This is a genomic window from Brevibacterium sp. R8603A2, assembly GCF_023072605.1.
Taxonomy (GTDB): Bacteria; Actinomycetota; Actinomycetes; order Actinomycetales; family Brevibacteriaceae; genus Brevibacterium; species Brevibacterium pityocampae.
Map to the genome: position 1 here is coordinate 76,838 of NZ_JALLGN010000009.1, position 25,386 is coordinate 102,223.

A 25,386-nucleotide genomic window follows, 5' to 3' on the forward strand; every position below is an offset into this window, starting at 1 on the left:
GCGGTGGGTTGACCCCGGGCCGATGGCGAGGTGGGCGCGGGCCGATGGCGGGTTGACCCGGGGCCGGCCGCGAGGTGGGCGCGGCCCGGGCACCTTCTCACCGGAGTATCCGCGCATCTAGCGACATCACGATATTCACCTATCGGGTCGTAGCGGGCCGGAGGGATACGGTGGATCCGACAGCCCGGCGACCCCGGGCCGGCCCTCGGTCGGCCCGCCCGGATCCGCCGCTCCCCGCCCTCACCAGGAGGACCCATGTCCCGCACCATCGTCGTCACCGGAGCCGCCTCGGGCATCGGGCAGGCCACCGCCGAGCTCCTCGCCGCCCGCGGTGACACCGTCATCACGGTCGACCTCCGGGATGCGGACATCACCGCCGATCTTACCGACGACGCCGCGATCGCGCAGGTCGTCGAGCAGATCACCGAGCGCACCGGCGGCACCCTCGACGGGCTCGTCGCCAACGCCGGGGTGTCGGCGAACAACGAGCTCTCGCTGCTCGTCAACTACTTCGGCACCGTTGCGCTCATCGAGGGCCTGCGCCCGCTGCTCGCGAAGTCCGAGGCCCCGCGGGTCTCCGTGACGAGCTCGGCGGCGACCCTCCAGGGCAACGACCCCGAGCTCGTCGACCTCCTGCTCGCCGGCGACCGTGATGCGGCGGTGGAGCGCGGGAAGGCGCTCGCCGCGCAGGGCCAGGCGGGGTATGCGAACTACTCGAGCTCGAAGCGCGCGATCTCCCGCTGGGTGCGCCGCGCCGCCCCGACGGCGGACTACGCCGGCGCCGGGATCGGGATCAACGCCGTGGGCCCCGGCCAGGTCCGCACCGCGATGACCGCGGAGCTGCTCTCCACCGAGGAGGGTCGGAAGATGGTCGAGGCCGCGATGCCCAGCCCCTACGGCGGTCCGGCCGAGGCCGTGGACATCGCCGAGGTGCACGCGTTCCTCGTCTCCCCTGGCAACGCCCGCATGACCGGCCAGGTCGTGTTCGTCGACAGCGGCTTCGACGCGGTGAGCCGCGGCGACGACATCTGGAGCTGAGATGAGCACGGACGGCCCCGCGTCCGGATCACCGACCGCCGAGCTGCGCGACCCGATCGAGAAGCTCGATGCGCAGCGGCAGGCGCGCCGGCAGAACCTCCTCGTCACCCTCGCGTGGATGCTCCACTGGGTGCTGCGCATGGGGCTCGCCGCGATGCTCCTGGTCTACGGCTGGTCGAAGGTCGTGCTCATGCAGATGGGGGTCGGCGACTACGGCGACGCGCTGACCCAGTTCGGCGAGATGAGCCCGATGGGCCTGCTGTGGCGGTTCATGGCGTATGCGCCGGTGGTGCAGTGCCTGGCCGGGGTCGCCGAGGTGCTCGCCGCCGCCCTCCTCCTGTTCCGGCGGACCGTGTGGCTGGGGGCGCTGCTCGCGGTCGCGGACATGGCCGTCGTGTTCCTCCTCAACATGGCCTACGACGTCCCGGTCAAGCAGCTCGCCGGGGTCTTGGGCGTGGTCGGGATCATCATCCTGCTGCCGTTCCTGCCCCGGCTGCTGCGCTTCGTCGCTGGGCGCGCGACCGGGCCGGCGCTGCTCCCCACGCCCATCCCGTGGCCGCGCCTCGCCCGTTTCACCCGCTGGCTCGGTGCGATCGTCGCCGTCGTCGCGGTCGCTGGGTCCGGTGCGGTGTTCGTGTGGTCGGCGCAGGGGATCTCCCGGGTCGACGGCCCGCTGCCCGGGGTGTATCGGGTGGTCGAGGACGCCCGGGAGCCGGCCGCGCAGCTCGCCGAGGACGACCGCTGGCAGCAGGTGGCGTTCGGCCAGTGGGACTACCACGACGGCCGCGGCCGGGTGGGCATCCGCTATGCGAACGGCGACTTCCAGGGCGGGACCTACCGCCTCGACGGCGATACGGTGACGCTCTCGCTCGACCGGATCCGCGAGGGCAGCCAGCCGTTGGGTCGCAACGACTACGTCGCGGGTTTCGACCTCACGTGGGAGGAGCTGCCTGATGGCCGGATCGCGCTCACCGGCGACCGGGTCGACATCGTCATCGAGTCCGACGCCGAGGCGCGCTACCTGTTCGACCGCGACTTCAGCTGGGCACCGCGCCCGCCGATCAATCGGTAGGGTTCGGCCGGGCGCGTTGCGAGGGCACGATGACAGAATCGCGCGATCGCAGCTCGCCTGATGAGCCGTCAGGCCACAGAGCTGAAATGGATTCGCAGCCCCAGAGCGCGGGCCACCTTGACGATGGTGGCGAAGCTCGGATTCCCCTCGCTCGACAGCGCCTTGTAGAGCCCTTCCCTGCTCATTCCCACGCGCCTGGCGAGCTCGCTGAGATTGCCGGAACGGGCGATCGTGCCGAGGGCCTGGGCGATAGCGGTGGAGTCATCAGCGCATTCTTCGAGCACGACCTCGAGGTACGCCGCAGCATCGCGCTCGTTCTCGAGATAGTCAGCCGCGTCGAAGAGCGCGAAGGTTTCCGCGCTCGAACTCTTGTCCGAGCCGGAATCAGAGTTGCTTGGGTTCCCGACCATGTGTCAACTGTAGTTCACACTTGCCCTCAGCACAGCACTCGGTCCGAACTTCCCCGGGATCGTCATATCCCGGCAGTCCACGGCGGAATTCGTGCTGAGCCATGATGGGTGGACTTCGTCATCGAGTCCGACGCCGAGGCGCAAGATGTTCGACCGCGACTTCAACTGGCCACCACGTCCGCCAATCAATCGTTAGGGGAGACGTTTTCAGTCCCTCCTGGGCGCCGCCCCGAGCCAGAGTCGCATGGGTCCGATTCCGAGTCACCACCAGATTCGGTGCTCTTTTCGGACTCGCTCTTCAAACTATTGCGAATTAAATACTCGACGGTGAACCTGATATCCGGAGGAACGAGCATTCGAGTCGCCCTGCCGAACATGGGACCCTCTCCCCGATCAGACAACTGATTTTCCTTGATCTTCTTATACCATTTTCCGTGACCCACAATTTCAAAGTCGTCAGGAGACATAATATCGAGCAATGCTGCTCGCATATAGTCCCGCTCCCACTTGGAGGCAAGCCCGAAGAGGCTTATCAAAATTCCCACAAGAAGCCATGGAATGCCGTAGATCAACAGAACTGCACTTGCGTTCTCGCTGCCTGTCTGAAGAAATTCCGGAGTAGATATACCCGCCGCCGTAATACCGGCTCCTGTTATCGTGATAAAGAATCCGAATACGACCATGAAGGCATCAGTCCCGCTCGCCGGAACAATTTGACTAACCAATGATCCGTGTGCCTTGGAACGAATCGCTAAAGCAAGCGTCTGCATTGCCGGGGAGTCACCCTGGTCTTCCAGAACTTTCACTTGCTTGAGGCTTGCTTCCCAAGCCGCAAACCGATCAACGTCCCTCTCCGGCTGATTCCGCGAAAGCAAGTGACCGACGAGTTTCGCCGCAACCCCTGACCCCAGCAGAGTCCCCAAGAAGGTGATGAAGATTCCAATGCTCATGGGCACATGATTGCAGACGTATAAGTTTGCGTCTATACATTTAAGAAAGGGTTCTCGCGGCCTTCTGAACAGCGTCACATTTCGTTCCCCCCGCCTACCAGAATTGGGCGGCGGCCTCTCGGAACTCGTCCTCGAGGCGGAGCGGAGTAGTGAGCACCGACCATTCCCAGTCAAGGGATGTCATCTCGCGTTCGCCTCGCGCAACTGCCCGCCGCGGTGCGATCCGAAGCAGCACCTCGCCCTCGGTGCCGAGCACTTCGGCGCACCCGCCGAGGCGCGACACCTCCTCGCACACCGCCTGGAGTCCGCCGGCAGGGATCCGGCATGCGCGGAGCAGCTCGACGTCGAACCGGGGCCGGACCCGGCCGCTCCCGGCCGAGCCCGGATCATCCGCCGTACGCACCCGCGGGTCCGCGGCGAACACCGCGGGCACCGCGTCGAGCTCGACGTGGACATCGCCCGCGGCCAGCAGCGCCGCCACCACCGGCACGACGACCCCGGGGTCGGTCTCCCCCGCCCAGCGCACCCGGATGTCGGGCACCGCATACACGACCCCTGCCGGGCGCATGATCGGATGGGTGACCCGGGAGGCGAGCGCCACGCTCTCCCGGTTCTTCTCCGCGATCGCCGCCGCTCGGTCCTCCGCGCGTCCGCCCCAGTCCGCGCCCAGGTGCACCGCCTGCGCCGCCGGTTCGTGCCTCAGGTCGATCCCGGCCAGCCACGCCTGCCAGCCGAATTCCCAGTCCTCGCCGCCGTAGCCCACGAGTGTGCCGTCGAATCCGCCCACCTGGTCGAACACCGCGCGGGTGCACGACAGCACGGCGGAGATGACGAACCGGAACCCGGTGTCGTCGACCGCCCGCAGGTCATCGGTGTACCCCCACGCGTCCCGCAGCCACGCGGGCTCCCCGAGGTCGCGCACCGCACCGTCCTCCCCGGTGACGAGGTGCCGGCGGCTGCCGACGACGAGCACCCTGGGTTCGGCCCGGAGCCGTGCGACGACGGCGTCGAGGTAGCCGGGTTCGGGGATGGTGTCGCCGTCGAGGAAGGCGAGCACCACTCCCGAGGCCTCCGCCGCCCCGAGGTTCCGCGCCGCCGCCGCTCGGAATCCGCGGTCCTCCTGACGGACCACGCGGACGTGGGCGGGCACCTCGGGCGGGGCCTGGGAGCCGTCGTCGGCGACGACGACCTCGATCACCCCGGAATAGGTCTGGGCGGCGATGCCATCGAGCACCTGGGCGAGCCCACTCGGATTCTCATAGTAGGGGATGACCACCGAGACCCGGGGCTGGTCCTTGCTCACAGCGGAGCCTCGCTCACAGCAGCTCCTCGTTCATGTCAGCTCGCTCCACAGCCGCGTGTACGCGGCGACGAGCTCGGGCCACCCCCAGGCCGGCGGCGGCTCGGCGCACCATGCGCTCGCGGGGTCGCCGAGCATGGACTCGATCGCCGAGGCAAGGTCCGGAACATCCCCACCCGAGGCGCCCCCCGGGGCGTCATGGACAACCGCAGCACCCTGCCCGGGGCCACGCTCTCCCGCGAGCACCACGCGCTCCGACCAGCGCTCGGCAACCTCGCGCATGTAGGGGCCGTCGGCGACGACGACCCGCCGGTTGTGGGCGATCCACGTGTTGAGCGAACCCGAGGCGGACACGTGCCGGTGTGGGCACACGGGCACCGTGACCGCATCGAGCTCTGCCGCGAGTGCGCTGTCCGGGACGTATCCGCTGACCTCGAAGTCGACCCCGCGCTCAGCGGCGAGCGCGCTCAGCTGCGCGGCGTAGTCGTCGTGCCCGGTGGCGACCGCGCCGAGTGCCCGCACGAGGACGCCCGCGGGCGCCGCCTCGATGACGCGCTCGTACCCCTTGCCCGGGTAGACGAAGCCGAGGAGCCCGACCGTCGGAACCGCCGCGTCTCCCGTCGTATCTCCCGCCCCATCGACCTGCCTGCTAACGTCCTCGCAGCGTGCTGCGACCGGCGGCTGCGGGCGCGGATCCTCGATCGGCAGGGGGATGACGGAGGCGTCGCTGTCGAAGAACGCGGCCTCGTGCGCGGAGTTCACCACGACGGCATCGGCCTGCTCGGCGAGCGCGGCGTACCCGCGTGCCCGGCGGGCGTACCGGTCCTCGCCCTCGGCGGGCTGGGGCACGTCGTGGACTGAGACCGTGAGCCGCGGCCGGTCCCCCGCCTCACCGATCCGCTCCTCGGCTTCGCCGGCCCGGCGGCTCTCCTCACCCGTCCCGCTCACAGCCTGCGCGGCCTCACCTGCCGGGGCGCCGCCGTCGGCCGGATCGTAGAGCAGCCCTGCGGCAGGGCCCGGACGCCGCGCCTCGGCGACGAGTCTGGCGACGGCTCGCGCCGCGGACGCGGGGTCGGACCCGAACAGGTGGTCGGTGAAGGTCACGTGGATGATGTCCGCCTCGACCGACGAAGGCGGCGTCAGGTCCTCCCGGTCGCCGAGGTGCACGAGCCGGTGGGTGAGACCGCCGGGCGAGGATGTGCAGGCGTCGACGAGCGCGAGCCCGTACCGGGTGACCCCGTGGTGGGGCGGGCCGACGACCACGTGGCACACGACCGGCCGCGCGGCGGCTGCCACGACACCCGGGGAGTCGCTCGATGCTCCGGCCGAGCCCTGACCTTGGCCCGAGTCCTGATCCGAACCCTGGCCCGTGCCCCGGTCCGGACCCCGGCCCGAGCCGTCGGCCGCGCTCACAGCCGGAACGCCAGGAGCTCGAGCCGGCCGCGGTGGCGGATCAGCGCGTTGTCCACGAGGCCGGGCCGGGAGGCGTAGAACTCGAGGTGGGCGCGGGCCACCTCGGCCTCGGTGAGCGTGGTCGGCGGGGTGCCGGACAGCCGCCACTCACCGACGGAGGCGTCCGGGCGCAGGACCGCGTCGAGCACCCGCGCGTGCTCCGGGTCGACCGGCGCCTCGACCGCGCCGAGCAGCTCACGGCCCGGATCCCCCACCGGGGAATCGATCCCCAGCCGCTCGCACACCCGGGCGGCGAGCGCGGTGAGGGTGGCGTTGTCGGGGTGGTTGATCGTGTGCCAGTGCGGGCGGGCGGCGAGCACGTCCGACATCCGGATGGTGTCGTGGTGTTCCTCGCGGCGGCGCAGCTGGTCGAGCGACTCCTCCTCGGAGTCGCGCAGCGCCTGCTCGGTGAGGGCATGGTCGACGGGCACCTCGAGCCCCTGTGCGGCGGCGACGATGGTGCGGAGGTCGTGGTAGGGCACGAGGGGCGGGTCGAGCGAGGGGTCGACCGGGTCGCGGGCGATGACCTGGTACGGGTGCAGGCCGGCATAGCGCAGGGCGGGCACCCGCACGCTCACCGCGGAGCGAGCCAACTGCGCCTCGAGCTGTCGGGTGCCGGCGGGCAGACCGCGGTAGTCGTCGCGGATGGGCTGGACGACGAGCACGTCGAGGCGCGGCAGGAGTTCCGTGACGTGTCGGATATCGTCCGCGGTCCACTCGAAGGCCGGGGGAACGCGTATGGTGTCAATAACAAGGGTGCTTGCCAGGAGCACGCGGATCGACTCCGCCTGGCAGTTGCCCACCACGATGCCGAACGGTCGATCATCGCTCCTGGTCAGAGCGGTATTGAGGCCATAGAAATCGGCGTAGTGGCGGGTGCGTCCGGAAATGCTCACGCCTGCATCCTATCCGCGCCGCTTCGTCGTCCCGAGTTCGCCGGGCGGCCGAGGTGCGACAATCGACCTTGAAACGAGGGAGTGGGCGCATCATCGAGCGACCTTGAACCACCGATTCACCGGAAGGAGAGGACCATGCGCACGTCACCCGCTGCACCCGCCCTGCAGGCCGGCGCGGCTCGCGTCACCGTCGCGGCGATCCCCGCCGATCACCCGTACGTCGCCGCGGTCCTCCCCGCCTCCCGCTGGTCCGACATCGCGGCCTTCGCTCCCGAACCCCCTCCCGGCACCCGCGCCGGGGCCTGGTTCCCGCACCCCGCGCTCGAACCCGGGTGGTTGCGGGCGCATACGGAGGCGGTCGACCTCGTCCACATCCACTTCGGCTTCGAGCACTGCTCGCCGGAGCGGATCCGCGAGTTCGTCGACGAGTGCGCGGCCACCGCGACCCGGCTCGTCGTCACCGTCCACGACCTCGACAATCCGCACCTCACCGAGCAGGCCGACCACCACGCGCGGCTTACCGACCTCATCCGCGCCGCGGAATCGGTCATCACGCTCACTCCTGCTGCCGCCGCCCGCATCGCCGCCCGGCTGGGTGTCGCCACCGAGGTGATCCCCCACCCGTTCATCGTCGACCCGGGCACCGCCCGCCGGGTCGTCGCGGCCGCCGCAGCGCGCCGGACCGGGAACCGAGTGGGCCTGTTCCTCAAGAGCATGCGCCACAACACCGCCACGGATCCGGAGTACCACCGCGCGCTGGCCGGCGGCCTCGCGGCGGGCGGGGCCGAGCTCCACGTCCACGTCCACGAGGACGCCGCGCAGCACCCGCTCGTCACCGCGCTCGCGACGACGTGGGGCGAAGGCCTGCACGTCCACCCACGCATGGACGACGCCGCGCTCTTCGCCGCGGTCGCGGAGTACGACGCCGTCGTCCTGCCCTACATCCGCGGCTCCCACTCCGGCTGGCTCGAGATGTGCCGCGACCTCGCCGTCACCGTCGTCGCCCCCGACTGCGGCTACTACGCGGACCAGGCCGACCGGCCGGGCGGGGTCGTGTCCTATGCCACCGGGGCGGGCGCCTCGGCGGCGGCGGCGGCCCTCACCGCGCTCGCCGGCGGCCCGCTGCCCTACGGCGGGAACCGCGAGCGCGAGTACGCGGAGATCGTCCGCGCGCACCACCGGATCTACACTGGCCGTCCCGCCGCCGAGGTGCCCGCCGGCGCAGCACCCTCGGAACCTGCCGACAGCGCAGCGACGCCCGCGCCCGCGCCGACCGCCGCCCCGGGATCCCCGGCGCCCGGCACTGCAGCGGCCGCGGCATCGCGCGTGCCCGCTCCCCGGGCGGCGACGCCATGAGGGTCGCGGTCGTGGGGCCGTCGCGCCTGCCGATCGCCCCGCCGTTCGGGGGTGGTCTCGAAGTGTTCGTCGACCGCCTCGTCGTAGGCCTGGCGGCCGCCGGGGTGGAGGTCGATCTGTTCGCCGCGCGCGGCTCGAACGGGCACAGCACCGCCCTCGAGTTCCCCGGCGTCGACTGGACCGGGTACGAGGAGCACGCGCGCGACGACGAGTACCCGCCCGGAGCCAGGGAGTCCGAGGCGCACGCGTTCGCCCAGCTGAGAGACCACCTAGAGACCACGGACTACGACGTCATCCATAACAACAGCACGCACCCGGCGCTGCTCTTCGCCGACCCCGGCCGGCGCGCGCCGATGCTCACCACCCTCCACGTGCCCCCGCAGCGGTCCATCCAATCCGCGATCGACCAGGTGGGCCCGGATGCCGGGAAGTTCACTGCGGTGAGCGCATTCACCGCCGGCCAGTGGCGGCTGCCCGCCCCGGCCGGAGTCATCCACAACGGCGTCGACACGGCACAGTGGCCGGCGGGCCCCGGTGGGCGCGGCGCGGTCTGGTTCGGGCGGCTGACCCGGGAGAAGGGCCCGCACCACGCGATCGACACGTGCCGGCGCCTGGGCCTGCCGCTCACCCTCATCGGCCGCGCCGCCCAGCCGTCCTATGTCGAGGAGGAGATCCGTCCGCGGCTGGGCGACGACATCCGCTGGCTCGGCACCCTGTCGCCGGACGAGCTCGCCCGCGAGGTGGGCCAGGCGGACGTCGCGCTCGTCACCCCGGAGTGGGACGAGCCGTTCGGCCTGGTGACGATCGAGGCGCTGGCGTGCGGCACCCCGGTGGCGGCATTCGGCCGCGGCGGAGTGCCCGAGGTGCTCGCCGACACCCCCGACCACATCTCCCGCCCGTCCGACCCGGACGACCTCGCCCGCGCGGTGCGGGCAGCGCTCCGGCAGTCGCGTGCGGAGGCTCGGCAGATCGCCGTCGAGCGGTTCGACCTGCGGATCATGATCGAGCGCTACCTCGAGGTGTTCGCGCGCCTGGCCGACGGCGGGCCGGCGCTTCCCGGACCGCGCCCGGCCGTCGAGTACCCGCGGCTCGCGCACCGCTCCCGCATCGATCGCATCACCGCTCAGCAGCGCTCCGCGCGGAAGTCCGTCCGATGATCGGCTTCTACGCCCACCACCACGGCACCGGGCACCTGACACGGTGCCGGGAGATCGCCGCGGCGCTCGACGACGACACGACGATCCTGTCCTCGGCGCCGGGTGCGGATCTCGTGCTGCCGATGGACGCACCGGCCCCCGGGGTCACCGGTGCCCAGCTCGACGCCCACGGGACCTTCCACTGGGCGCCGGCGCACCATGCCGGGCTCGCCGAGCGGATGGCCGCGATCGCGGCGTGGGTGGCGGAGAACCGGCCGCGGGCTTTCCACGTCGACGTGTCCGTCGAGGTCGCGGTGCTCGTGCGCGCCCTCGGCGTGCCGGTGACGGTGCAGGCGATGCCCGGCGTCCGCGACGATGCCCCGCATACGCTCGGCTACCGGGTGGCCGATGCGATCATCGCCGCCTGGCCGGACTGGGTGGAGCTGCCCGAGCACCTGGGGCCGGTGGCCGAGCGGGTGCACGCGGTCGGCGGGATCAGCCGGTTCGCCGGCCGGGTGCCCGCTCCCGCCGGGGATAGAGAGCGCACCGGCGTCGTCATCGTCCACGGCGGCGGCGGGATGGATCAGCCGGCCGCGTATTGGGATGCCGTGGCGGAATCGCTCCCGGTGCCGGTCACGGTGATCGGGCCGGGTGCGTGGGTCGACGACCCCTTCGCTCTGCTGTCCGCCGCCGAGGTGGTCGTCACCGCCGCCGGTCAGAACTCGATCGCGGACCTCGCCGTGCTCGGCGCGCGCGCCGTGGTCGTGCCCCAGGACCGGCCGTTCGGGGAGCAGGAGGCCACCGCCCGGGTGCTGTGCGAAGCCGGCCTGGCGGTGGTGCCGGAGTCGGTGCCCGCCGTCGAGGAGTGGGCCGGACTCATCGAGCGCGCGCGGGAGCTGGAGCCGCGCTGGGAGCAGTGGGGCAGTACGGGTGCGGCGCAGCGTGCGGCCCGGATCATCGAGGAGGTCGGACGATGAACGCGATCCATGTGGTGACCCTGGCCTCGGCCGGGCGGCGGGGGCACGTGCTGCGCCAGCTCGAGGCGGTGGGACGCTGGATGCCCGGCGCCGCGCACCATACGGTGCTCATCGGCGAAGAGCCGTTCACCGTGCCCGGCTCCCAAGTCATCGATCGCACCGGGCCGGGCCCGGTGAACCTGGCGCGCGCCCGGAACGTCACCGGTGACGCCGCTGTTGCCGACGGGGCGGAGCTCGTCGTGTTCCTCGACGCGGACTGCATGCCCGGGGAGGATCTGTGCTCGGGATACGCGCGGGCGGCGGAGCAGCTGCCGGAGGCCGTGCTCGCCGGGCCGGTGACCTACCTCGCGGCGGACGACCGGCCCTACGACCTCGACCGGCTGGCGAAGTGGACGCGCCCGCACGGCGCGCGGCCCAACCCGCGGGAGGATGAGCTGCAGCGGGCGACGGACGAGGAGTACGAGCTGTTCTGGTCGCTATCCTTCGCCGTCACCGCGAGGACGTGGCGGGCGCTGCGGCAGCGGTTCGGCGGGTTCTGCGAGGACTACGTGGGCTACGGCGGCGAGGACACCGACTTCGGTATGAATCTGCGAGCCTGCGGGGTGCCGTTCGTGTGGGTCGGCGGGGCGCACGCCTACCACCAGTGGCACCCGGTCTCCACCCCGCCGGTCGAGCACCTCGACGCGATCCTCGTCAACGCCCACACCTTCTACCGCCGCTGGGCGTTCTGGCCCATGCACGGTTGGTTGCGCACCTTCGAGGACATGGGGCTCGCGCACTTCGACGGGGTCGAGTGGGTGAAGGGTAAGAACAGCCCCTGACAAAACTTCAGGCGGTGTCCAATGGAACGCAACTTCAAGACCGCCGCTCAGTTGGTTGCGCCCGTCTGAAGATGCGACCCAAGATAACCGATATATATACACCCCGACGACCCAGTATCGTCTAGATAATGCATCCGAGGCGATTTCATTCCGATCTTTGCGAGCTTAAAATGCGCCTGCATGTATGCAGTGCGGCCCGGATCCACATCATCCGGGACAGGAAACTTGCGCAAATGACCAAACTGGTTCATCGCTGACTCACTTTCACGCGAGGCATGCATCGACGGCGATACACTGAAGTACCCCGCCGGTGGACTCTTCAGGTACTCGTAAACACCATAAGAGTGGTCACCATTCTTCGACGCTTCAACATAGTCAACCAGTGCACGCAAGCAGTTGGCAGCGTTCTTGATAGCTTGGCCTTTAGAGTCATACTCGTCAATCTCTAGTGCAACTGAAATATCTCCAGTGAAAACCACTCCGTCGTTGTGCAATCGAGGGAGAAGATCCGGCAGATCTGAAAACTCGTTGAGTTCATCCAAATAGAAAGGCTCAGATTCGTATGAATGAGCAGTGGCCGCCTCACCCAATTCAACCAGTCGTTTACGCAGAAAAACACCTTGAGTGCGAATGTTGTTCATCTCGACATCGCGCGAATCAAGAGACGATTGAAGCTCTTCGTTCTCCATCTGCAAGAATTCGATCTCATTCTCTTTGCTCCGTATTTCAGCACTTAGAGCATTCAAACGCTCAGACACCTTCGGGTCGTTTCTACTTTCATAAGATCCGGCAAGGTCCAGGATCAGTTCTTCATCGAAAGACTTCGCGCTAATCAGGTCTCGAAGTACAATCAAATGCCGTGCTTCAGGCTCCGTCAGGAGTGCCGAACCCAGCGAACCGCCGGTATTCGGCGCTCTATGAAGCGCAGTAGACCGCTCGATAAGCGCATCTCGACTCGAAACACCCTGCAAAAGCGCGCGGTTCTTAGCAATGTCGATTGCCCGTTTCGCATCCGACAGTTCTGACGGAAGTTTTCGTGCCAAGCGCGCTTCACTTGCAATAAGTCCGAACCGGCGGCTAATTCTCGAGTCTTCCTCGGATGCGATTCTGGACTTGCCCGTGAAACGGTGGCGCCTCGAATCCGCCTCTTCCGAAAGATTCACGTCCGGCAAATATGATCTAATTGCCCAAGGCGACGGGTCAAAGTACCTACCCAGCTTTTCTGCAATCCACTCTGTTGCCTCCGGGCTTAACAGTACAAAGCACGCCGTACCAACAAGATAGCGGGACCAATCCTTGGATCGGTTTCGAAACTCGACTGTAAGATCGTAGTCGTCGTCGGTTCCAACCACAAAAACAGGCAAACGGCGATTCTCGCTAACGATGTATTCATAAAGATCGTCAACTTCGTCTATTCCGATTTCCACTAGCCCAGAGTGCCATCCGTCCGGCGCGCCGTCGATCGACCCCTTTGATGCGATTTTTCGCATGACACGCGGAGCCGATGCATAGTTGCCGTCGGCGCTTTCTACATTGACCGATACCCAGCAACTGTCATGTGCAACCGCCAACGTAATTGTGGTGGTGAATATGCCATTCGTCTCTTCGACAATACTGAGTTCATTATATCGCGTGTTTCCATCAGTGGTATTGATTGTTTCCGCAACGGTGCGTTTGCGCGCGTCACGAAAAGAGCTGTTCGTGCCGAAATCAGCACGTATTCCTTTCTCACCCAACCACTGATTAATAAGGTCCCGTACGCTGTTCGCACGATTCGGTTTAAGGACGACGAATGAAGTGTATCGTTTGCGAATCGCCCTAATGTCATAAGGCTTCTCTTCGTCTCGTGTATTGCGCTGAGCCGCGTTACTAACCGGGCCTCTATCACGATCTTTCAGCTGTGGAGGAGTAAGTCTGGCCAGCATGCTTGGGTTAGGAGTCGACCCTTTTCGTTCTCTCGTTGTGCTCGCACCCGCTTGTCCATTTGTGCTAGGTGTTTTCGCCTCGGGCTTGGTGTCTTCGACAGGCCTCGGAACATTTGACTTCGTATTCGCACCACGTTGACGGTTCCGAGGTTCAATTGTTTGTGGTTGCTTTTTCATCGATGGCCGAGTCTGACTCCTCCTCGGCGGCTGTGATGCTGCCGGGAATGCGCCTTCTTGACGAAGGTTCTTTCGCGGAACCAGTGTATAAGGGTCCCGGTAGAACCGCCGTACGATCGACAGATCGTCATCGTCGGCGTTGTCGGTGAAATTTCGATCCCGAAGGGCCTTGAGGACTTCAGTACGCAACGCGCGAACTGTTGACATCGTCCCCGACAGCTGAGCCTCGTGAATCCGAAGGGCCAGATCTTTCGCAGATGTTTCAGATCCCGTATCCGCCATCATTGCCTCCGTGTCGCCGTTGAAAAGATGTACCCATCACAGGTTTTCAACTATAGAACGCACGTTGCACATTCTTGGTAGGCGAACGGATTAATCGACACAGTTGCTGGTGGCGATCGTGTGCATCCAGGTGGTCAAAGGAAGACACTCTTAGGCGAACAGGTTTCTTAGCGAGCCGCTGTCGCACTAGTTTTCGTTGCTTGAGCAACTTTCGAGGACATGGGGCTGGCGCACTTCGACGGGGTCGAATGGGTGAAGGGGCCCCGCCCGAAGGAGTGACGACCGCAGGAATCGGGGCGGGGACGCATCCGCGCCCCTGCCCCGGTTTCACCCCTGCATCACTTCGAGAGCGCGCGGGAGATGATGGTGCGCTGGATCTCGGAGGAGCCCTCGTAGATCCGGTAGATCCGCACGTCGCGGACATAACGCTCGAGGGGGAAGTCGCGGGTGAACCCGTAGCCGCCGTGGATCTGCAGGGCCTCGTCGGTGATGAAGGCGGCCGCCTCGGAGGCGAACAGCTTGGCCGTCGCGGATTCGAGGGTGAAGTCCCCGGAATCTCGGGCGGCGGCGGCCTCCATGGTGAGCAACCAGGCCGCACGGAAGCGGGTGTGCATGTCGGCGAGCTTGAAGGCGATGTCCTGCAGCCGGTTGATCGGCTTGCCTGAGATCTTCCGCTCCTTCGCCCAGGCGATGGCGGCGTCGAGCGCAGCCCGGCTCACGCCCAGGCTCATCGCCGCGACCTCGATGCGGCCGCGGTCGAGCACCTGCATCGCGGTGCGGAAGCCGTCGCCCTCCGTGCCCAGGAGCGCCGATTCCGGCAGGTGGGCGTCGATGACGAATTCGTAGATCGGGCTGCCGCGCAGCCCCATCGTCTTCTCTGGGGTGTTGAAGGTGACGCCCGGAGTGGTCTTGGGCTCGACGAGGAACGCGCTGATGCCGTGGTGGCCGGCCTCGGGGTCGGTGATCGCGAAGACGACGATGAAGTCGGCGAAGCCGGCATTGGTGATGAAGTGCTTGGTGCCCTTGAGGTGCCAGCCGTCCTCGGTGCGAACGGCCCGGGTCGACATCTCCACCGGGTTCGATCCGGCGCCCGGCTCGGTGAGCCCGAACGCGCCGATCGTCCGTCCCTCGGCGGCGGCCGGGAGGAGCGCCCGGCGCTGCTCGTCGGTAGCGCCGAGGAGGATCGCGTCGGTGGCGAGGTAGTGGGCGGTGATGATCGAGGCGGTGGCGGCGCAGGCCTGGGCCACTTCGGCGACCATGTGACTCATCGCCACGGAGCCGATGCCGGGTCCGCCGAGCTCCTCGGGCAGGTTGAGTCCGAACACGCCCACCGAGGCGAGCGTCTTCAGCACCTCGGGGGCGACGCGCTCGGCCTCGTCGGCAGCGGCGGCCTGCGGGGCCAGCGTGCCGCGGGCCACCTCGGCCACGGCGGCGATGAGTTCGCGTTCGTCGGGAGTCGGCTCGAGTTCCATGGTCATCCTTCAGTCCGGAAGTCCGTGCGGGCCGGGTTCTCGCCGAGCAGTGCGGCGTTGTGCTCACCGAGCCGGGGCACGGGCAGGGCGGAGGCCGGGCGGGAGCCGTCGACGAGCAGCGGGTGGGCGACGTAGCTGTGCCGAAGGCGCTCGTCGTGCGTGAGCAGACCGCGCTCGGTGCTGATGTCGCTGGTCACGGCCTCGGCGAAGTCCCAGACCGGGGAGGACGGGATGCCCGCGGCATCGAGGTGCGCGCACATCTGCACGACCGTGCGGGTGCGGGAGAACTCCTCGATCGCCTCGCGCAGGGCTGCGTCGTTGTCGCTGCGTGCGGGGTCGGTGGCGAAGCGCGGGTCGGCGGCGAGCTCCGGGGCGCCGAGTGCGTCGGCGAGCGCGGCGAACAGACGGTCGTTGGCCACCGCGATGACGAACAGCCCGTCGGAGGCCCGGTAGGTGTCGAACGGCGCTGACACCGGGTGGCGGTTGCCGACCCGCTGCGGGGCGCGGTCGGTGGCGGCGTAGATCGCGGAGTTCGTCGGCTGCATCGCGAGCATGACGTCGAACATCGGAATGTCGATGTGGGCGGGCTGCCCGGTCCGGTCGCGGCGGACGAGGGCCGAGGTCACGCCGAAGGCGGCGAACACGCCTGCGGACACGTCCGCGATCGACTCGCCCACGCGGGTCGGCGAGCCGTCGGGAAACCCGGTGGTCGCCATGAGGCCGGTGAGCGCCTGGATCACGGTGTCGTAGGCCGGGCGCTTCGTCGCGGAGCCGGTCTGGCCGAACCCGGAGATCGAGGCGTAGACGATGTCGGGCTTGACCGCGACGATGTCCTCGAAGGCGAGCCCGAGCTTGGCGGTGACGCCGGGACGGAAGTTCTCCACGACGACGTCGCAGCCGGCGATGAAGTCGAGGAGCGCGGCGCGGGCAGCCGGATCTTTGAGGTCGGCCTCGAAGGAGTGTTTGCCCCGATTGATCCCGGAGAAATACGTGCTGTCGTCACCGCGGAAGGGTCCGAGATGTCGGGAGTCATCACCGACGCCGGGCAGCTCGATCTTATAGACCTCGGCACCCTGGTCTGCGAGCAGCGCAGTGCAGTACGGACCGGCGAGGACGCGGGAGAAGTCCGCGATCCTGATACCGGCGAGGAGCGGTTCAGTGGTGTCCATACCACCATGGTTTCCCGAACCACTCGGGATGCATACCGCACTTCACGAGGATTAATCCGATATATCGGACTAAATGTGATCGCAGTCACCATTGATGCATGCATCGGATAAGGCGGGACTCGGAATCGTCATCATCCCATCGAATCGCACGTCTGCTCTGCGGGTGTCATGCTCGGCGAAGATGCGTATGAGCCCTCAGTGCGCGATCAGCTCTCGCCGGACTCCACGGCTGCGGCGAGGGATGCGAGGGACTTGCCGAGGTACCGCTCGCTGACGGCGGGCATGCCGCCGATCAACTCGATGGTCTCCAGCGGGGTCTCGGCCCAGTCGTAGGTGAGGCGCACACGGGTCCCGTCTGCCACCGATTCCAGGTCGTAGCGCCAGAACCAGCCGCCGGCCACGATCTCGCCGTCAGGTGTGCGCTGGCCGGGCGCCCATGCGATGGCGCGGTCGGGTTCGAGGACGGTTATGCGGTTGTGCATCTCGTAGCGGCCGCCGCGGTGGGTGTTGAACATCTCCATTCCGAACACCTGATCCACCTCGGTGATCGGCACGGGCTGCCCCTCGAGGCTGCCGCGCACCCAATCGCGCGGCTCGGTCAGATGGTGACGGGCGGGGTCGGCGAGGAGGGCGAAGACCTCCTGCGGGGAGGCGTGGACGGTGCGCTCGGCGAAAATGCTGGTGGTGCCGTTCATGGTGGCGTTATCGGATGTCATGACGGGGTCCTTCCGTGGAGGGCAGCGTTGCCCGGGGAATCGAGCCGTTTCGAGTGACGGTGGAATGCAGTCGCGTCTCGGTCACATCCTGTCATTACTCGCCTCTGCGGCCCTCCGGGCGGGGCGAAGCGCCCTCCCCAAAATAATCGACAGGGAGCGTGGATCCGGCGAGCAGGGGCCGAGACCGGAGCCGGCCGCCGCAGTTCCACGAGTGAACCCATCGGCCGGGGCGGCACCACCCGCGATGGCGTTTTCGCCCGGGACCGGAGCGTGCTCACCGCCGACGCGCAGAGCGTTGAGATACAGGGCGGGTAGCTCGCCGGACGGCTATGCCTTCCCTGCCGACGACTTACCGCTACCTCACGTCACTGCGCGAGTTCGACCTCGTCGAGGAGCATGCTGGACCCTGCATCCGCGTCTTGCGCCTCTCCGTGTGGTCGAACGCGGACATCCCGAGCGGCCGCCTGCTCGAGGTCAGCCAGCGGTTCCTGCGCGAATCCACCGGCCGCACCGTCGACATCGCATTCCCCATTGCAGTGGCGCTCGGCAGCGTCGTAGCGATCGTGTATGCGGCGATCGGCGGCTTCCGCGCCGTGGTGCTCACGGAGACGATCCAGTTCGCGCTCCTGCTGCTGGGCCTCGTCGTGACCATGGTCGGTGCGATCATGCTCTCCGGCGGCTGGGACGTGATCTCCCGGGTGGCCGCCGAGCAGCGCGATCCGGGCTATTTCAACCTTTTCTCCGGCTTCTGGCCGAACCTCACGTACATCGTGTCGTTCGGGCTGGCATTCATCATCGACGGAGCGGCCTGGCAGAGGATCCAGGCGGTGCGCAGCCCGGGGCAGGCACGCCGCACTTCGGTGAGCGCGATGATCTATTTCATCCCGCTGTACTGCCTCGTCGTGATCAGCGGCATCGGCTAGATCGGGATCTTCAACGAGGTCCCGGAGAACAGTGTGGTGGCGACGCTGGCGAACGAGGAGTTCGCGCCGATCTTCGGACTCATCGTGTTCATCGGAATCGCGGCGGCGATCATGTCGACGGTGTGCACCACGCTCAACCTGTCCTCGCTGTACATGACGGAGCTGTGGGAGAAGGCGCGCGGCCGGCGCGATTCGGACCACTTCAAGGTCAAGCTCGGCATGGTGTTCACCGTGGTCGCCGCGGTGCTCGGGTTCATCGTCGCCGTGCTGCTGCCCTCCGCTCTGGCCCTGCTGGCACTGGCGAGCGAGTTCCTGGCCGCCGGGCTGTTCTTCCCGCTCATCCTCGGGTTCTTCTGGAAGCGCGGGAACACCGCGGGTGCGATCGCGTCGATCATCTGCGGCGGCGGGTTCATCCTCTACGGGTTCCTCGTGGAGCTCCGGGTGGCGCTGCCGCACTTCTGGGAGGGCGGGGCGACCCGCATCCTCCTGGGCATGGCCGTCAGCGGCATCGCCTACTTCGCCGGCTCCCTGCTCACCAGGCCGGAGACCGCCAAAGCCGAGGCGTTCACGGACCTGGCGCGGGGGCGTGGGGTTGGGGCTGGAGTCGGGGCGGCGGATAGCGATGTGCGATAGAAACCCCTCAGTCACTGTTCCGACTAGCTGCTGCTCAACCGAGGGCCTGCCGTGTTGAGGTATGCAAAAGTAGGATATGACCATTTCTACCGTTGAGGTTGTTGGCGCCGTAATCATCCGCGGAGATCGAATCCTCGCGTGCCGCCGCGCGCCTCATAAGTCAGCTGCCGGAATGTGGGAGTTCCCTGGTGGAAAAGTCGAGCCCACAGAGCGCCCCGAGCACGCTCTCAGCCGAGAACTTGCCGAGGAACTCGGAGTCACCGCCCATCCGATCCGATTGCTCCATCGTGAAACGACTCGTGTAGCCGACACCATGATTGATTTGGCCTGCTTTGAGACGGTCATTTCCGCGGAACCAATAGCCAGTAGCGATCATGACAAGATCCGATGGGTTCCGATGCAGGAGCTCGCTCAACTGGAGTGGGCGAAACCAGACATCCCCACAGTGGAGCTCCTGATAGCAGAGAATCTGAGATTGCAAAGATCGAGCCAGCACTGACCAGGGCATCCGCCTATATACTGCGGGTGTCGCCACTTGGGTGGCGTTGGCAGTGTGTGGTCAACCAACTGCCAAAGATTGGGGAGATCTCCGCGGTCGCCCTGAGAACTAGGAGTCGGACCATGGAACCACCCGGCCTGAGGGATGCTGCTATTGCTTGGCTGCTTGAGCGTTCGTCAGACGGGCAAGAGCCCTTGACCCGCGAAGACATCAAGGACTTCACGTTCAACGGTGAACGCTTTCCCATTCAATCGACGCAGAATGGAATCCGGAAACCCGCGGGTTTTGAGGCAGCCTTATCGTTCTACACAGTTTTCCGAACACCTAACCAAGAGCGTCCGTATGACGATGATCTTGGAAGCGACGGCTTGATCCGTTACGCATGGCGGGGAGATAATCCTAATCACCCTGAGAACCGAGGCCTACGACGCGCGATGGAGTTGCGTCTACCAGTGATCTGGTTTGTCGGCGTAGCGATGAAACCGGCACGGTTTCAGATCGTTGCCCCTGTCTACGTCGTCGACGAAGAGCCGCAGCACAAACGCTTCGTTGTTGTTCCGGTCGAAAACAGCCTGTTCCTACCAGATCAGCTCGAAGGATCAGCCGTCGAAGAATCGATGAAACGATACTTGCGCAGGGAAACTAAAGTTCGCCTCCACCAGCCAGTTTTTCGATCGACAGTTCTCATGGCGTATGAGAATCACTGCGCCGTGTGCAATCTCGCGCACACACAACTCCTCGATGCTGCTCACATTGTGCCGGACCATGATGAGCGTGGAATCGCGTCCGTTGTCAACGGTCTAGCGCTCTGCAAGATTCACCATGCTGCCTTCGACCAGCAATTTCTAGGAATTAGGCCCGATCATTACGTAGAGATTCGCCACGACCTGCTTGAAGAGGTCGATGGCCCAATGCTCCGACACGGGCTCCAGGAGCTGCACGGCAAACCATTGATGAAGCTGCCTACGCGACGGGGGCAGCATCCAGATAAGAAACTCCTTGAGATTGCTTACGAAACCTTTCGGTCAGCAACTTCAGCAGGATATCGATAAGTTGGCAAAGCGCTATGTCGTCGTCCGGGCGACCTCTTTAACAATCTTCCACCAACCCCGCGAACGCGCTCATCTCCGCGAGCGCCTGCGGTGTCGAGGGCAGATGGTCGAGCAGATCGGGTGAGTAGACCAGATATGCCTTCCACTTCGCACGTGAGATCGCGACGTTGAGCCGGTTCTTCATGAGGAGGAAGCTGATGCCGCGCGGCACCTCGGAAGCGGAGGACGCCGCCAGCGTCATGATGGACACGACCGCCTGCTGCCCCTGGAACTTGTCCACCGTCCCCACCCGGACATCGCCCAGCCTCGCAGCATCGAGCGCCGCTCGCACCGTGCCCACCTGGGCATTGTAGGGAGTGACCACGATGACATCACTCTGAGCCAGCGGTCTCGCGTTGCCTCCGCCGTCGTCCCACTGCACACCCAGCATCCTGCGGACGATCCCGACCACTTCCTCGGCCTCCTCGACCGAACTCGTCGCATTGCCGGCGTGCCGAACCCTGATGGGCTCGAGGCCAGGAGCCACCCCGGCGAGCAGGCGGGCGCGCGTGCTGGGGTGCGAGTCGAGACGCCCGTCGTAGGACAGCTCGGAGACCGGCGCACTCACTGCAGCATCCATCCGCCGGCTCTCCCCGAGGAAGTACCCGAACTCGGTCGGCAGAACGTCGTGCCCGGCGCTGAGGAAACCGAGAGCCGAGGTGTCGACCGGCTCCGGATGCGACCCCTGACTCACCTGCGGCAGCTGCTGCGGGTCGCCGAAGAGCATGAGGTTCCGTGCCGCCCGGCTGACGGCGATCGTGTTCGCCAGGGAGTACTGGCCGGCCTCGTCGATGACCAGCAGGTCGAGTGCGCCGCTGCCGATCGCTTTCGCGTTCGAGAAGAACCAGGCAGTGCCGCCCACCACGTACCCACGGTCGGCCCGTTCGGCAGCGAACTCACTCTCCCACTTCGTCGGGGTCGTGACAGTGACATCCGGATGTAGCGGATCCCGGTCCTCGCTCTGAGCTTTGGAAACCGCCCCGACCTCGAGCAGGCCGCTCTCCACGATCTCCGTGAGCACGTTGTCGACGACGGCGTGGGACTGCGCGACCACTCCGATCTTCCACCCGTAATCGGCGACGAGGCGCGCGATGGCGCGCGCCGCGACGTAGGTCTTCCCCGTCCCCGGCGGTCCCTGGACGGCGAGGTAGCTCTCGTCCAGACGCAGTGCGGAGTCCACGACCGAGCTCACGACGTTCTCACCGGCCACCGGCGCGAGCCCGCCGCCACTCAGCCGGGAGGGCCGCCGGGCCAGGACGTCAGCTGAAGCACCGACCGGCCAGCCGGGAGCGCCCTCAACGACATCGGCAACCCAGTCGAGAATCGACTGCCGAAGGCTCGTGGTCCTCGGCGGGGCATCCGGGGTCATCGCGATCGGGAGGTGATCGTAGGTGTCGGGGAACTTCAGTTCGGTCTTCTCGGTGACGACGAGATATGAACCGCCGACATCGCTCGCTACCTCTTCGATATCGATGCACCTGATGGCGTCACGGACGCCGGTGTCGTTCTCGCGCGGGGGCCTGGGTCCCGGGTGCTCGTAGAGGAGGAATCCCGAGCCAGGCACTCCCGAGCTGCCCTCGGTCCACGCACCGTGCAGGGCGAGACGCCGGCTGTGCGTCCTCGCACGTCCCTGTTTGGTCCAGTCCTCGACGACCTCGGCGTGCTCGATGAGGAAGACGTTGCGATGCTCCGCCCATTCGTCGCGCGCCTGTTCGAGCCGGGCGAAGTGCTCCCACCAGAAGCCCTTCTCCTCGCGTTCGTGGTACCGCAGCGCCGCGCGCGCCATCCCCCATGCCCGCTGGGTGTCGGTGCGGTCCGTGGCGAACGGATCCCCGGCCAGGTCCTCGAGCTCTGCCTCGAGCTGATTCCGTAGTGCGTCGTCGGCTTCGTTCTTCTCCCGCCTCGCGCGGGCGTCGTCGGTCTCCGGCTTCGATGCCTCGGACCCGGCTGTGGACGCCCCGGGCGTGGTACCGGCGGACGCTGGATGCTGCGCAGCAAGGGCCCGCAACCAATCGCGCAGCTTGAGCGTCGAGATGCAGTCATACTCGTTGTACTGCTCGATGTCGTCGAGCCGAGCCTGAGCCTCCTCGGTTCGCCCCTCATCACGGAGCTCCATCGCCTGGGCGTACGCGTCGATGCTGTCACCGCCGCTCGCCACGCCTTCGCGCTCCTCCTCTCCGGCCATGTGGAGTGCTTCGAGCTTCTTGATGGAGTACGACCGCAGACCAAGCACCAGGGACTTGCTCACCGTGGCGTACAGGTCGATAAGGACTCCCTGCCGCAGCAGTTCGTCCACCCTGTCCTCGCCCACACCGTGGCGCTGTGCGATCGACAACAGGTGAGTGCGTTCGTAGGGGGCGTAGTGGTAGATGTGCATGCCCGGGTGCTCGCGCCGTTTGCGCTCCGCGAGGTCGAGGAAGTCGAGCAGTGCTTTCTGCTCCTGTGCCATGCCGTGGGCCCAGAGCGGAGTGAAAGTGCCACCGGCATCGGCGATGCCGAACAAGTAATCGAGGCCCCACGTGACACCGTCCGGAGTCCACAGTGGATCCCCTTCGAAGTCGAAGAAGAGATCGCCCGGGCTGGGTTCCGGGAGCAGGTGGAGAGCGGTCGGGTCGGCGACCTCGAACACGGGGTCTGCCTGGCCCTCGCTAGCGATCTGCAGCTGGGCCTGCCGGGAGAGCTTTTCCATGGTTCGTGCGGGCACGCCGCCGGTCTCCGATCCCGGTCGCCATTTTGCGACGTCATCGATCGTCTGCAGGCCGGCCTTGCGCAGCCGCTGCCGCTGGGAGACGGAAAGAGAGTAGACGAGCCACATGTCCCGGTTTGCTTCGATCTCGGCTGTGCAATCGGGGCATACACCGCACTGCGTGTAACGGGAGTCATTCCACCGGGCCGGCTGAGATGCTGCCAGGTGCTTGACGATCATGTCGACGAGGCGTGCACGGCGGAGTCGGTACATCGGCGCGATGTCGGCCAACCGGTGTGTGCTCACCGTCCGATCACCGAGGATGAGGTCGACCTCGTCGTCGACTGCCACGCCGAGTTCGACCAGGCGCTGAGCATAAGCCGCCAGCTGGAGAAGCGCTGTGACCTTCGCACTCCTGGCGAGTTTGGAGTCCTGCACCCGCCAGCGGCCGTCAGGCCGCCGGACGAGGAAGTCGGCGAAGCCGACGAAGGGCAGACCATCGTCGCCTGCGAGAGCGGCCTGGACGACGACATCGGCACCGGAGTCGAGCGCCGCGAGTGTAGCCCGCTCGGCCTCTTCCACCGCACTACGATCGTGGAGACGCGGCCGATCGAGGGTGACGACAGCGAGACCCTGCTCCTTGAGTTCCTCGATGATGCGCGCCTCGTGTCCGACGCCGAGTTCCGCGGTGCGCTCAAGCAGCGGGTCCGCCTCGCGAGGAATCGACTCGATCCTGCCGAGCTTCTCGTCGAGCAGTCGGAGAAAACCGAACTCGCAGGCCGAGGCGGCAGTCAAATCACCGGCACTGGTCACCACGCGATCGTGGAAGTCGATGTACATCGTCCCTCATTCCGTGTGCCTATTCGTTCTGATCACATCCTGCCAGTCCGCACCAGACTAGACCGGCAGGGTCGCACTGGACTGTTCGACATTGTGATCGCCGGCTTCCCCTGCAACGGTTTCACTTGTGACAGATGTGCCTATTGTGACAGAGTAGATGATCTGACACTCTTCCCTGCCTGGAGGTCACCCGTGACGAAGACCATTGCCACATCACAACTCACCAACAACGACCTCGACCAGTTGACCGCGGTTCGGAACGAGAGTGACTCGCCTCAGATGCGAGCCGTTCTCGACCGTGTCATCGCATCCGCTCGCCACGGCCACGATATCGCCGAACTCAGCACTGCTGCTGTCGTCTCCCCGCAGGAAGCCGCCGACAGTCTCGGCATGAGCCGCACGCACCTGTACAAGCTGCTCGACCGCGGAGTCCTCCCCTTTCACCGCGTCGGGAGCCATCGCAAGATCCAGGCGAGCGACCTCGTGGAGTTCCGAGCGCAGCGAGAAGCCGACAAGAAGGAACTCGCAGAACGATTCGCGTCACAGGACCGGACTCGCAAGTCAGCCATCGACGAGATCGCCGACCTGCTCTGACACGCAACCGTGTCAGTGGTCGGTTTCTACCGCTGTCGCAATCTCGCGAAACGCACCGACGGCTCAGGTTGGCCGGGTGGAAGAGTCACGTCGTACCCCAGTGACTCCAGTACTTCGATCGCCGATTCCGGGTCATCTCGAACTGCCGCTTTGGTCTGAGTGCGCCGCCACCGCACCCGCCCATCGGCAAGCGCGTCTTTCGCCTTCGCCGCACCGTCCACACCGAACTCATCGATCAGCATTTCGAGGATGTCTTCCAGGCTCGGCCGGAATCGGTGTCCGCCAACTGGGAAGTGCAGTTCACTGATTGCTTGAACACCCGTGCTGTCTGCACGTCGAGCTCCCCGTTTCGTCTCTTTCCCCGCCCGCACCATCAAGGCGGTGAAAGCATCCCGATGCGCATGCAGTTGCAGGTGGGCCGCAGGAATCTGGTTGGCATCGCGCACATATTCATACCGGAACAACGGCTCCGACGGTCCCGCGTGAACCGCGATCTTCGACTTCTCGATCGCCATGTGTTTTCCGACTCCGTCAAGGCAACACCAATAGTCGACCTTGAGCCGGATCAGTGATTCGTTGTTGACGGACAGCGGAATACCGTCTGCAGGGTCCTGCCTCACTGCAAAGCGGAGGCCACCTTTCACTGCGAGCGATTTGAACGGTGCGCAACCTGGCGCGATGGCGCTGACGGTCTGGGTGAGTTCCTCTGCAAAACGGGTTACTTGAACCTCGAGGTCCTCTCGCTCACCCACCGAGCAGAAAATCCAGCTCGCAGAGATCGTCGTACAGCTCGAGCTCCTTGCCGTGGAGTTCGTATGCTTCGCCGCGCTCCCTGAAGCGGGCCTCATCGCCCACTGCATGGAGTATCGCGTCCCGGCGGCTTTCTGCCTCAACTCGGGTGATGATCTCGGGTACTACAGCAGTCATGTCGCCCCCTTCGTCGTACGCCTCATGATACGACGAGCGTAGAC

At 66.3% G+C, this 25,386-nt stretch carries 21 protein-coding genes and 1 pseudogene; 10 read left to right on the top strand and 12 right to left on the bottom strand.

Translation table 11 applies throughout. From position 1 onward, the window contains the following. Window positions 1–255 precede the first annotated feature (255 nt). Together MTQ12_RS10385 and MTQ12_RS10390 are read left to right on the top strand one after the other, a co-directional pair. Entirely contained in the window at window positions 256–1,038 is a 783-nt protein-coding gene (locus tag MTQ12_RS10385; protein ID WP_247618556.1) for an SDR family oxidoreductase, read from the top strand. Between the two features lies 1 nt (window position 1,039). Beyond that, entirely contained in the window at window positions 1,040–2,110 is a 1,071-nt protein-coding gene (locus MTQ12_RS10390) for a DoxX family protein (protein ID WP_247618557.1), read from the top strand. A 68-nt stretch (window positions 2,111–2,178) separates the two neighbouring features. Here the strand turns inward: MTQ12_RS10390 and MTQ12_RS10395 are convergent, their stop codons facing one another. The 5 genes from MTQ12_RS10395 to MTQ12_RS10415 form a co-directional block, all read right to left on the bottom strand. Then, entirely contained in the window at window positions 2,179–2,520 is a 342-nt protein-coding gene (locus MTQ12_RS10395) for an addiction module antidote protein (RefSeq protein WP_247618558.1), read from the bottom strand. A gap of 185 nt (window positions 2,521–2,705) precedes the next feature. Next, window positions 2,706–3,470 carry a hypothetical protein gene (locus tag MTQ12_RS10400; protein WP_247618559.1) on the bottom strand — a complete coding sequence of 255 codons (765 nt, stop codon included), beginning with the start codon at window positions 3,468–3,470 and terminating at the stop codon, window positions 2,706–2,708. Between the two features lie 94 nt (window positions 3,471–3,564). After that, window positions 3,565–4,773, bottom strand: a complete 1,209-nt coding sequence (locus tag MTQ12_RS10405; protein ID WP_247618560.1) for a glycosyltransferase — start codon at window positions 4,771–4,773, stop codon at window positions 3,565–3,567. 30 nt (window positions 4,774–4,803) lie between these two features. Further along, on the bottom strand, window positions 4,804–6,066 hold the full coding sequence (locus tag MTQ12_RS10410; RefSeq protein WP_247618561.1) for a hypothetical protein: 1,263 nt from the start codon (window positions 6,064–6,066) through the stop codon (window positions 4,804–4,806). 113 nt (window positions 6,067–6,179) lie between these two features. Further along, the gene (locus MTQ12_RS10415; RefSeq protein ID WP_247618562.1) at window positions 6,180–7,118 is read right to left on the bottom strand and encodes a WcbI family polysaccharide biosynthesis putative acetyltransferase; all 939 of its coding nucleotides are present in this window, start codon (window positions 7,116–7,118) and stop codon (window positions 6,180–6,182) included. A gap of 135 nt (window positions 7,119–7,253) precedes the next feature. On the opposite strand from MTQ12_RS10415, the gene MTQ12_RS10420 reads away from it, so the two are divergent. The 4 genes from MTQ12_RS10420 to MTQ12_RS10435 are packed head-to-tail and all read left to right on the top strand — an operon-like array spanning window position 7,254 to window position 11,408. Then, on the top strand, window positions 7,254–8,474 hold the full coding sequence (locus tag MTQ12_RS10420; protein ID WP_247618563.1) for a hypothetical protein: 1,221 nt from the start codon (window positions 7,254–7,256) through the stop codon (window positions 8,472–8,474). After that, window positions 8,471–9,631 (top strand): glycosyltransferase, encoded by a 1,161-nt coding sequence (locus MTQ12_RS10425; RefSeq protein ID WP_247618564.1) that lies wholly within the window; start codon window positions 8,471–8,473, stop codon window positions 9,629–9,631. Before MTQ12_RS10420 ends, MTQ12_RS10425 begins: the two co-directional genes overlap by 4 nt. Beyond that, window positions 9,628–10,587, top strand: coding sequence for a glycosyltransferase (locus tag MTQ12_RS10430; protein ID WP_247618565.1), 960 nt, complete (start codon window positions 9,628–9,630; stop codon window positions 10,585–10,587). Before MTQ12_RS10425 ends, MTQ12_RS10430 begins: the two co-directional genes overlap by 4 nt. Next, entirely contained in the window at window positions 10,584–11,408 is an 825-nt protein-coding gene (locus tag MTQ12_RS10435) for a galactosyltransferase-related protein (RefSeq protein ID WP_247618566.1), read from the top strand. The genes MTQ12_RS10430 and MTQ12_RS10435 overlap by 4 nt, the downstream gene beginning before the upstream one ends. A 47-nt stretch (window positions 11,409–11,455) precedes the next feature. Here MTQ12_RS10435 and MTQ12_RS10440 read toward each other — a convergent pair whose 3' ends face one another. The 4 genes from MTQ12_RS10440 to MTQ12_RS10455 form a co-directional block, all read right to left on the bottom strand. Further along, window positions 11,456–13,795: a hypothetical protein gene (locus MTQ12_RS10440; RefSeq protein ID WP_247618567.1), complete on the bottom strand. Its 2,340-nt coding sequence runs from the start codon at window positions 13,793–13,795 to the stop codon at window positions 11,456–11,458. Between the two features lie 335 nt (window positions 13,796–14,130). Continuing rightward, on the bottom strand, window positions 14,131–15,264 hold the full coding sequence (locus tag MTQ12_RS10445) for an acyl-CoA dehydrogenase family protein (protein WP_247618568.1): 1,134 nt from the start codon (window positions 15,262–15,264) through the stop codon (window positions 14,131–14,133). Window positions 15,265–15,266: 2 nt separating this feature from the next. Continuing rightward, window positions 15,267–16,433, bottom strand: a complete 1,167-nt coding sequence (locus MTQ12_RS10450) for a CoA transferase (RefSeq protein WP_247618569.1) — start codon at window positions 16,431–16,433, stop codon at window positions 15,267–15,269. 206 nt (window positions 16,434–16,639) lie between these two features. Beyond that, on the bottom strand, window positions 16,640–17,149 hold the full coding sequence (locus MTQ12_RS10455) for an SRPBCC family protein (RefSeq protein ID WP_247618570.1): 510 nt from the start codon (window positions 17,147–17,149) through the stop codon (window positions 16,640–16,642). A 329-nt stretch (window positions 17,150–17,478) separates the two neighbouring features. Between MTQ12_RS10455 and MTQ12_RS10460 the strand changes: the two are divergent. The 3 genes and pseudogenes from MTQ12_RS10460 to MTQ12_RS10470 all read left to right on the top strand — a co-directional run bounded on the left by MTQ12_RS10460 (window position 17,479) and on the right by MTQ12_RS10470 (window position 20,256). Then, a pseudogene (locus MTQ12_RS10460) lies at window positions 17,479–18,705 on the top strand (hypothetical protein). Between the two features lie 76 nt (window positions 18,706–18,781). Beyond that, entirely contained in the window at window positions 18,782–19,204 is a 423-nt protein-coding gene (locus MTQ12_RS10465; protein WP_247618571.1) for a (deoxy)nucleoside triphosphate pyrophosphohydrolase, read from the top strand. A 122-nt stretch (window positions 19,205–19,326) separates the two neighbouring features. After that, window positions 19,327–20,256, top strand: a complete 930-nt coding sequence (locus MTQ12_RS10470) for an HNH endonuclease (RefSeq protein ID WP_247618572.1) — start codon at window positions 19,327–19,329, stop codon at window positions 20,254–20,256. A gap of 37 nt (window positions 20,257–20,293) precedes the next feature. On the opposite strand, the gene MTQ12_RS10475 is transcribed toward MTQ12_RS10470, so the two are convergent. Then, window positions 20,294–23,821, bottom strand: coding sequence for a bifunctional RecB family nuclease/DEAD/DEAH box helicase (locus MTQ12_RS10475; protein ID WP_247618573.1), 3,528 nt, complete (start codon window positions 23,819–23,821; stop codon window positions 20,294–20,296). 192 nt (window positions 23,822–24,013) lie between these two features. Here MTQ12_RS10475 and MTQ12_RS10480 point away from each other — a divergent pair, with 192 nt between their 5' ends. Further along, window positions 24,014–24,415, top strand: a complete 402-nt coding sequence (locus MTQ12_RS10480) for a helix-turn-helix domain-containing protein (protein WP_247618574.1) — start codon at window positions 24,014–24,016, stop codon at window positions 24,413–24,415. Between the two features lie 26 nt (window positions 24,416–24,441). Here the strand turns inward: MTQ12_RS10480 and MTQ12_RS10485 are convergent, their stop codons facing one another. Both MTQ12_RS10485 and MTQ12_RS10490 read right to left on the bottom strand, forming a co-directional pair. Further along, window positions 24,442–25,167 (bottom strand): hypothetical protein, encoded by a 726-nt coding sequence (locus MTQ12_RS10485; protein ID WP_247618575.1) that lies wholly within the window; start codon window positions 25,165–25,167, stop codon window positions 24,442–24,444. Next, window positions 25,160–25,342, bottom strand: a complete 183-nt coding sequence (locus MTQ12_RS10490) for a hypothetical protein (protein ID WP_247618576.1) — start codon at window positions 25,340–25,342, stop codon at window positions 25,160–25,162. The genes MTQ12_RS10485 and MTQ12_RS10490 overlap by 8 nt, the downstream gene beginning before the upstream one ends. Between the last annotated feature and the right edge of the window lie 44 nt (window positions 25,343–25,386).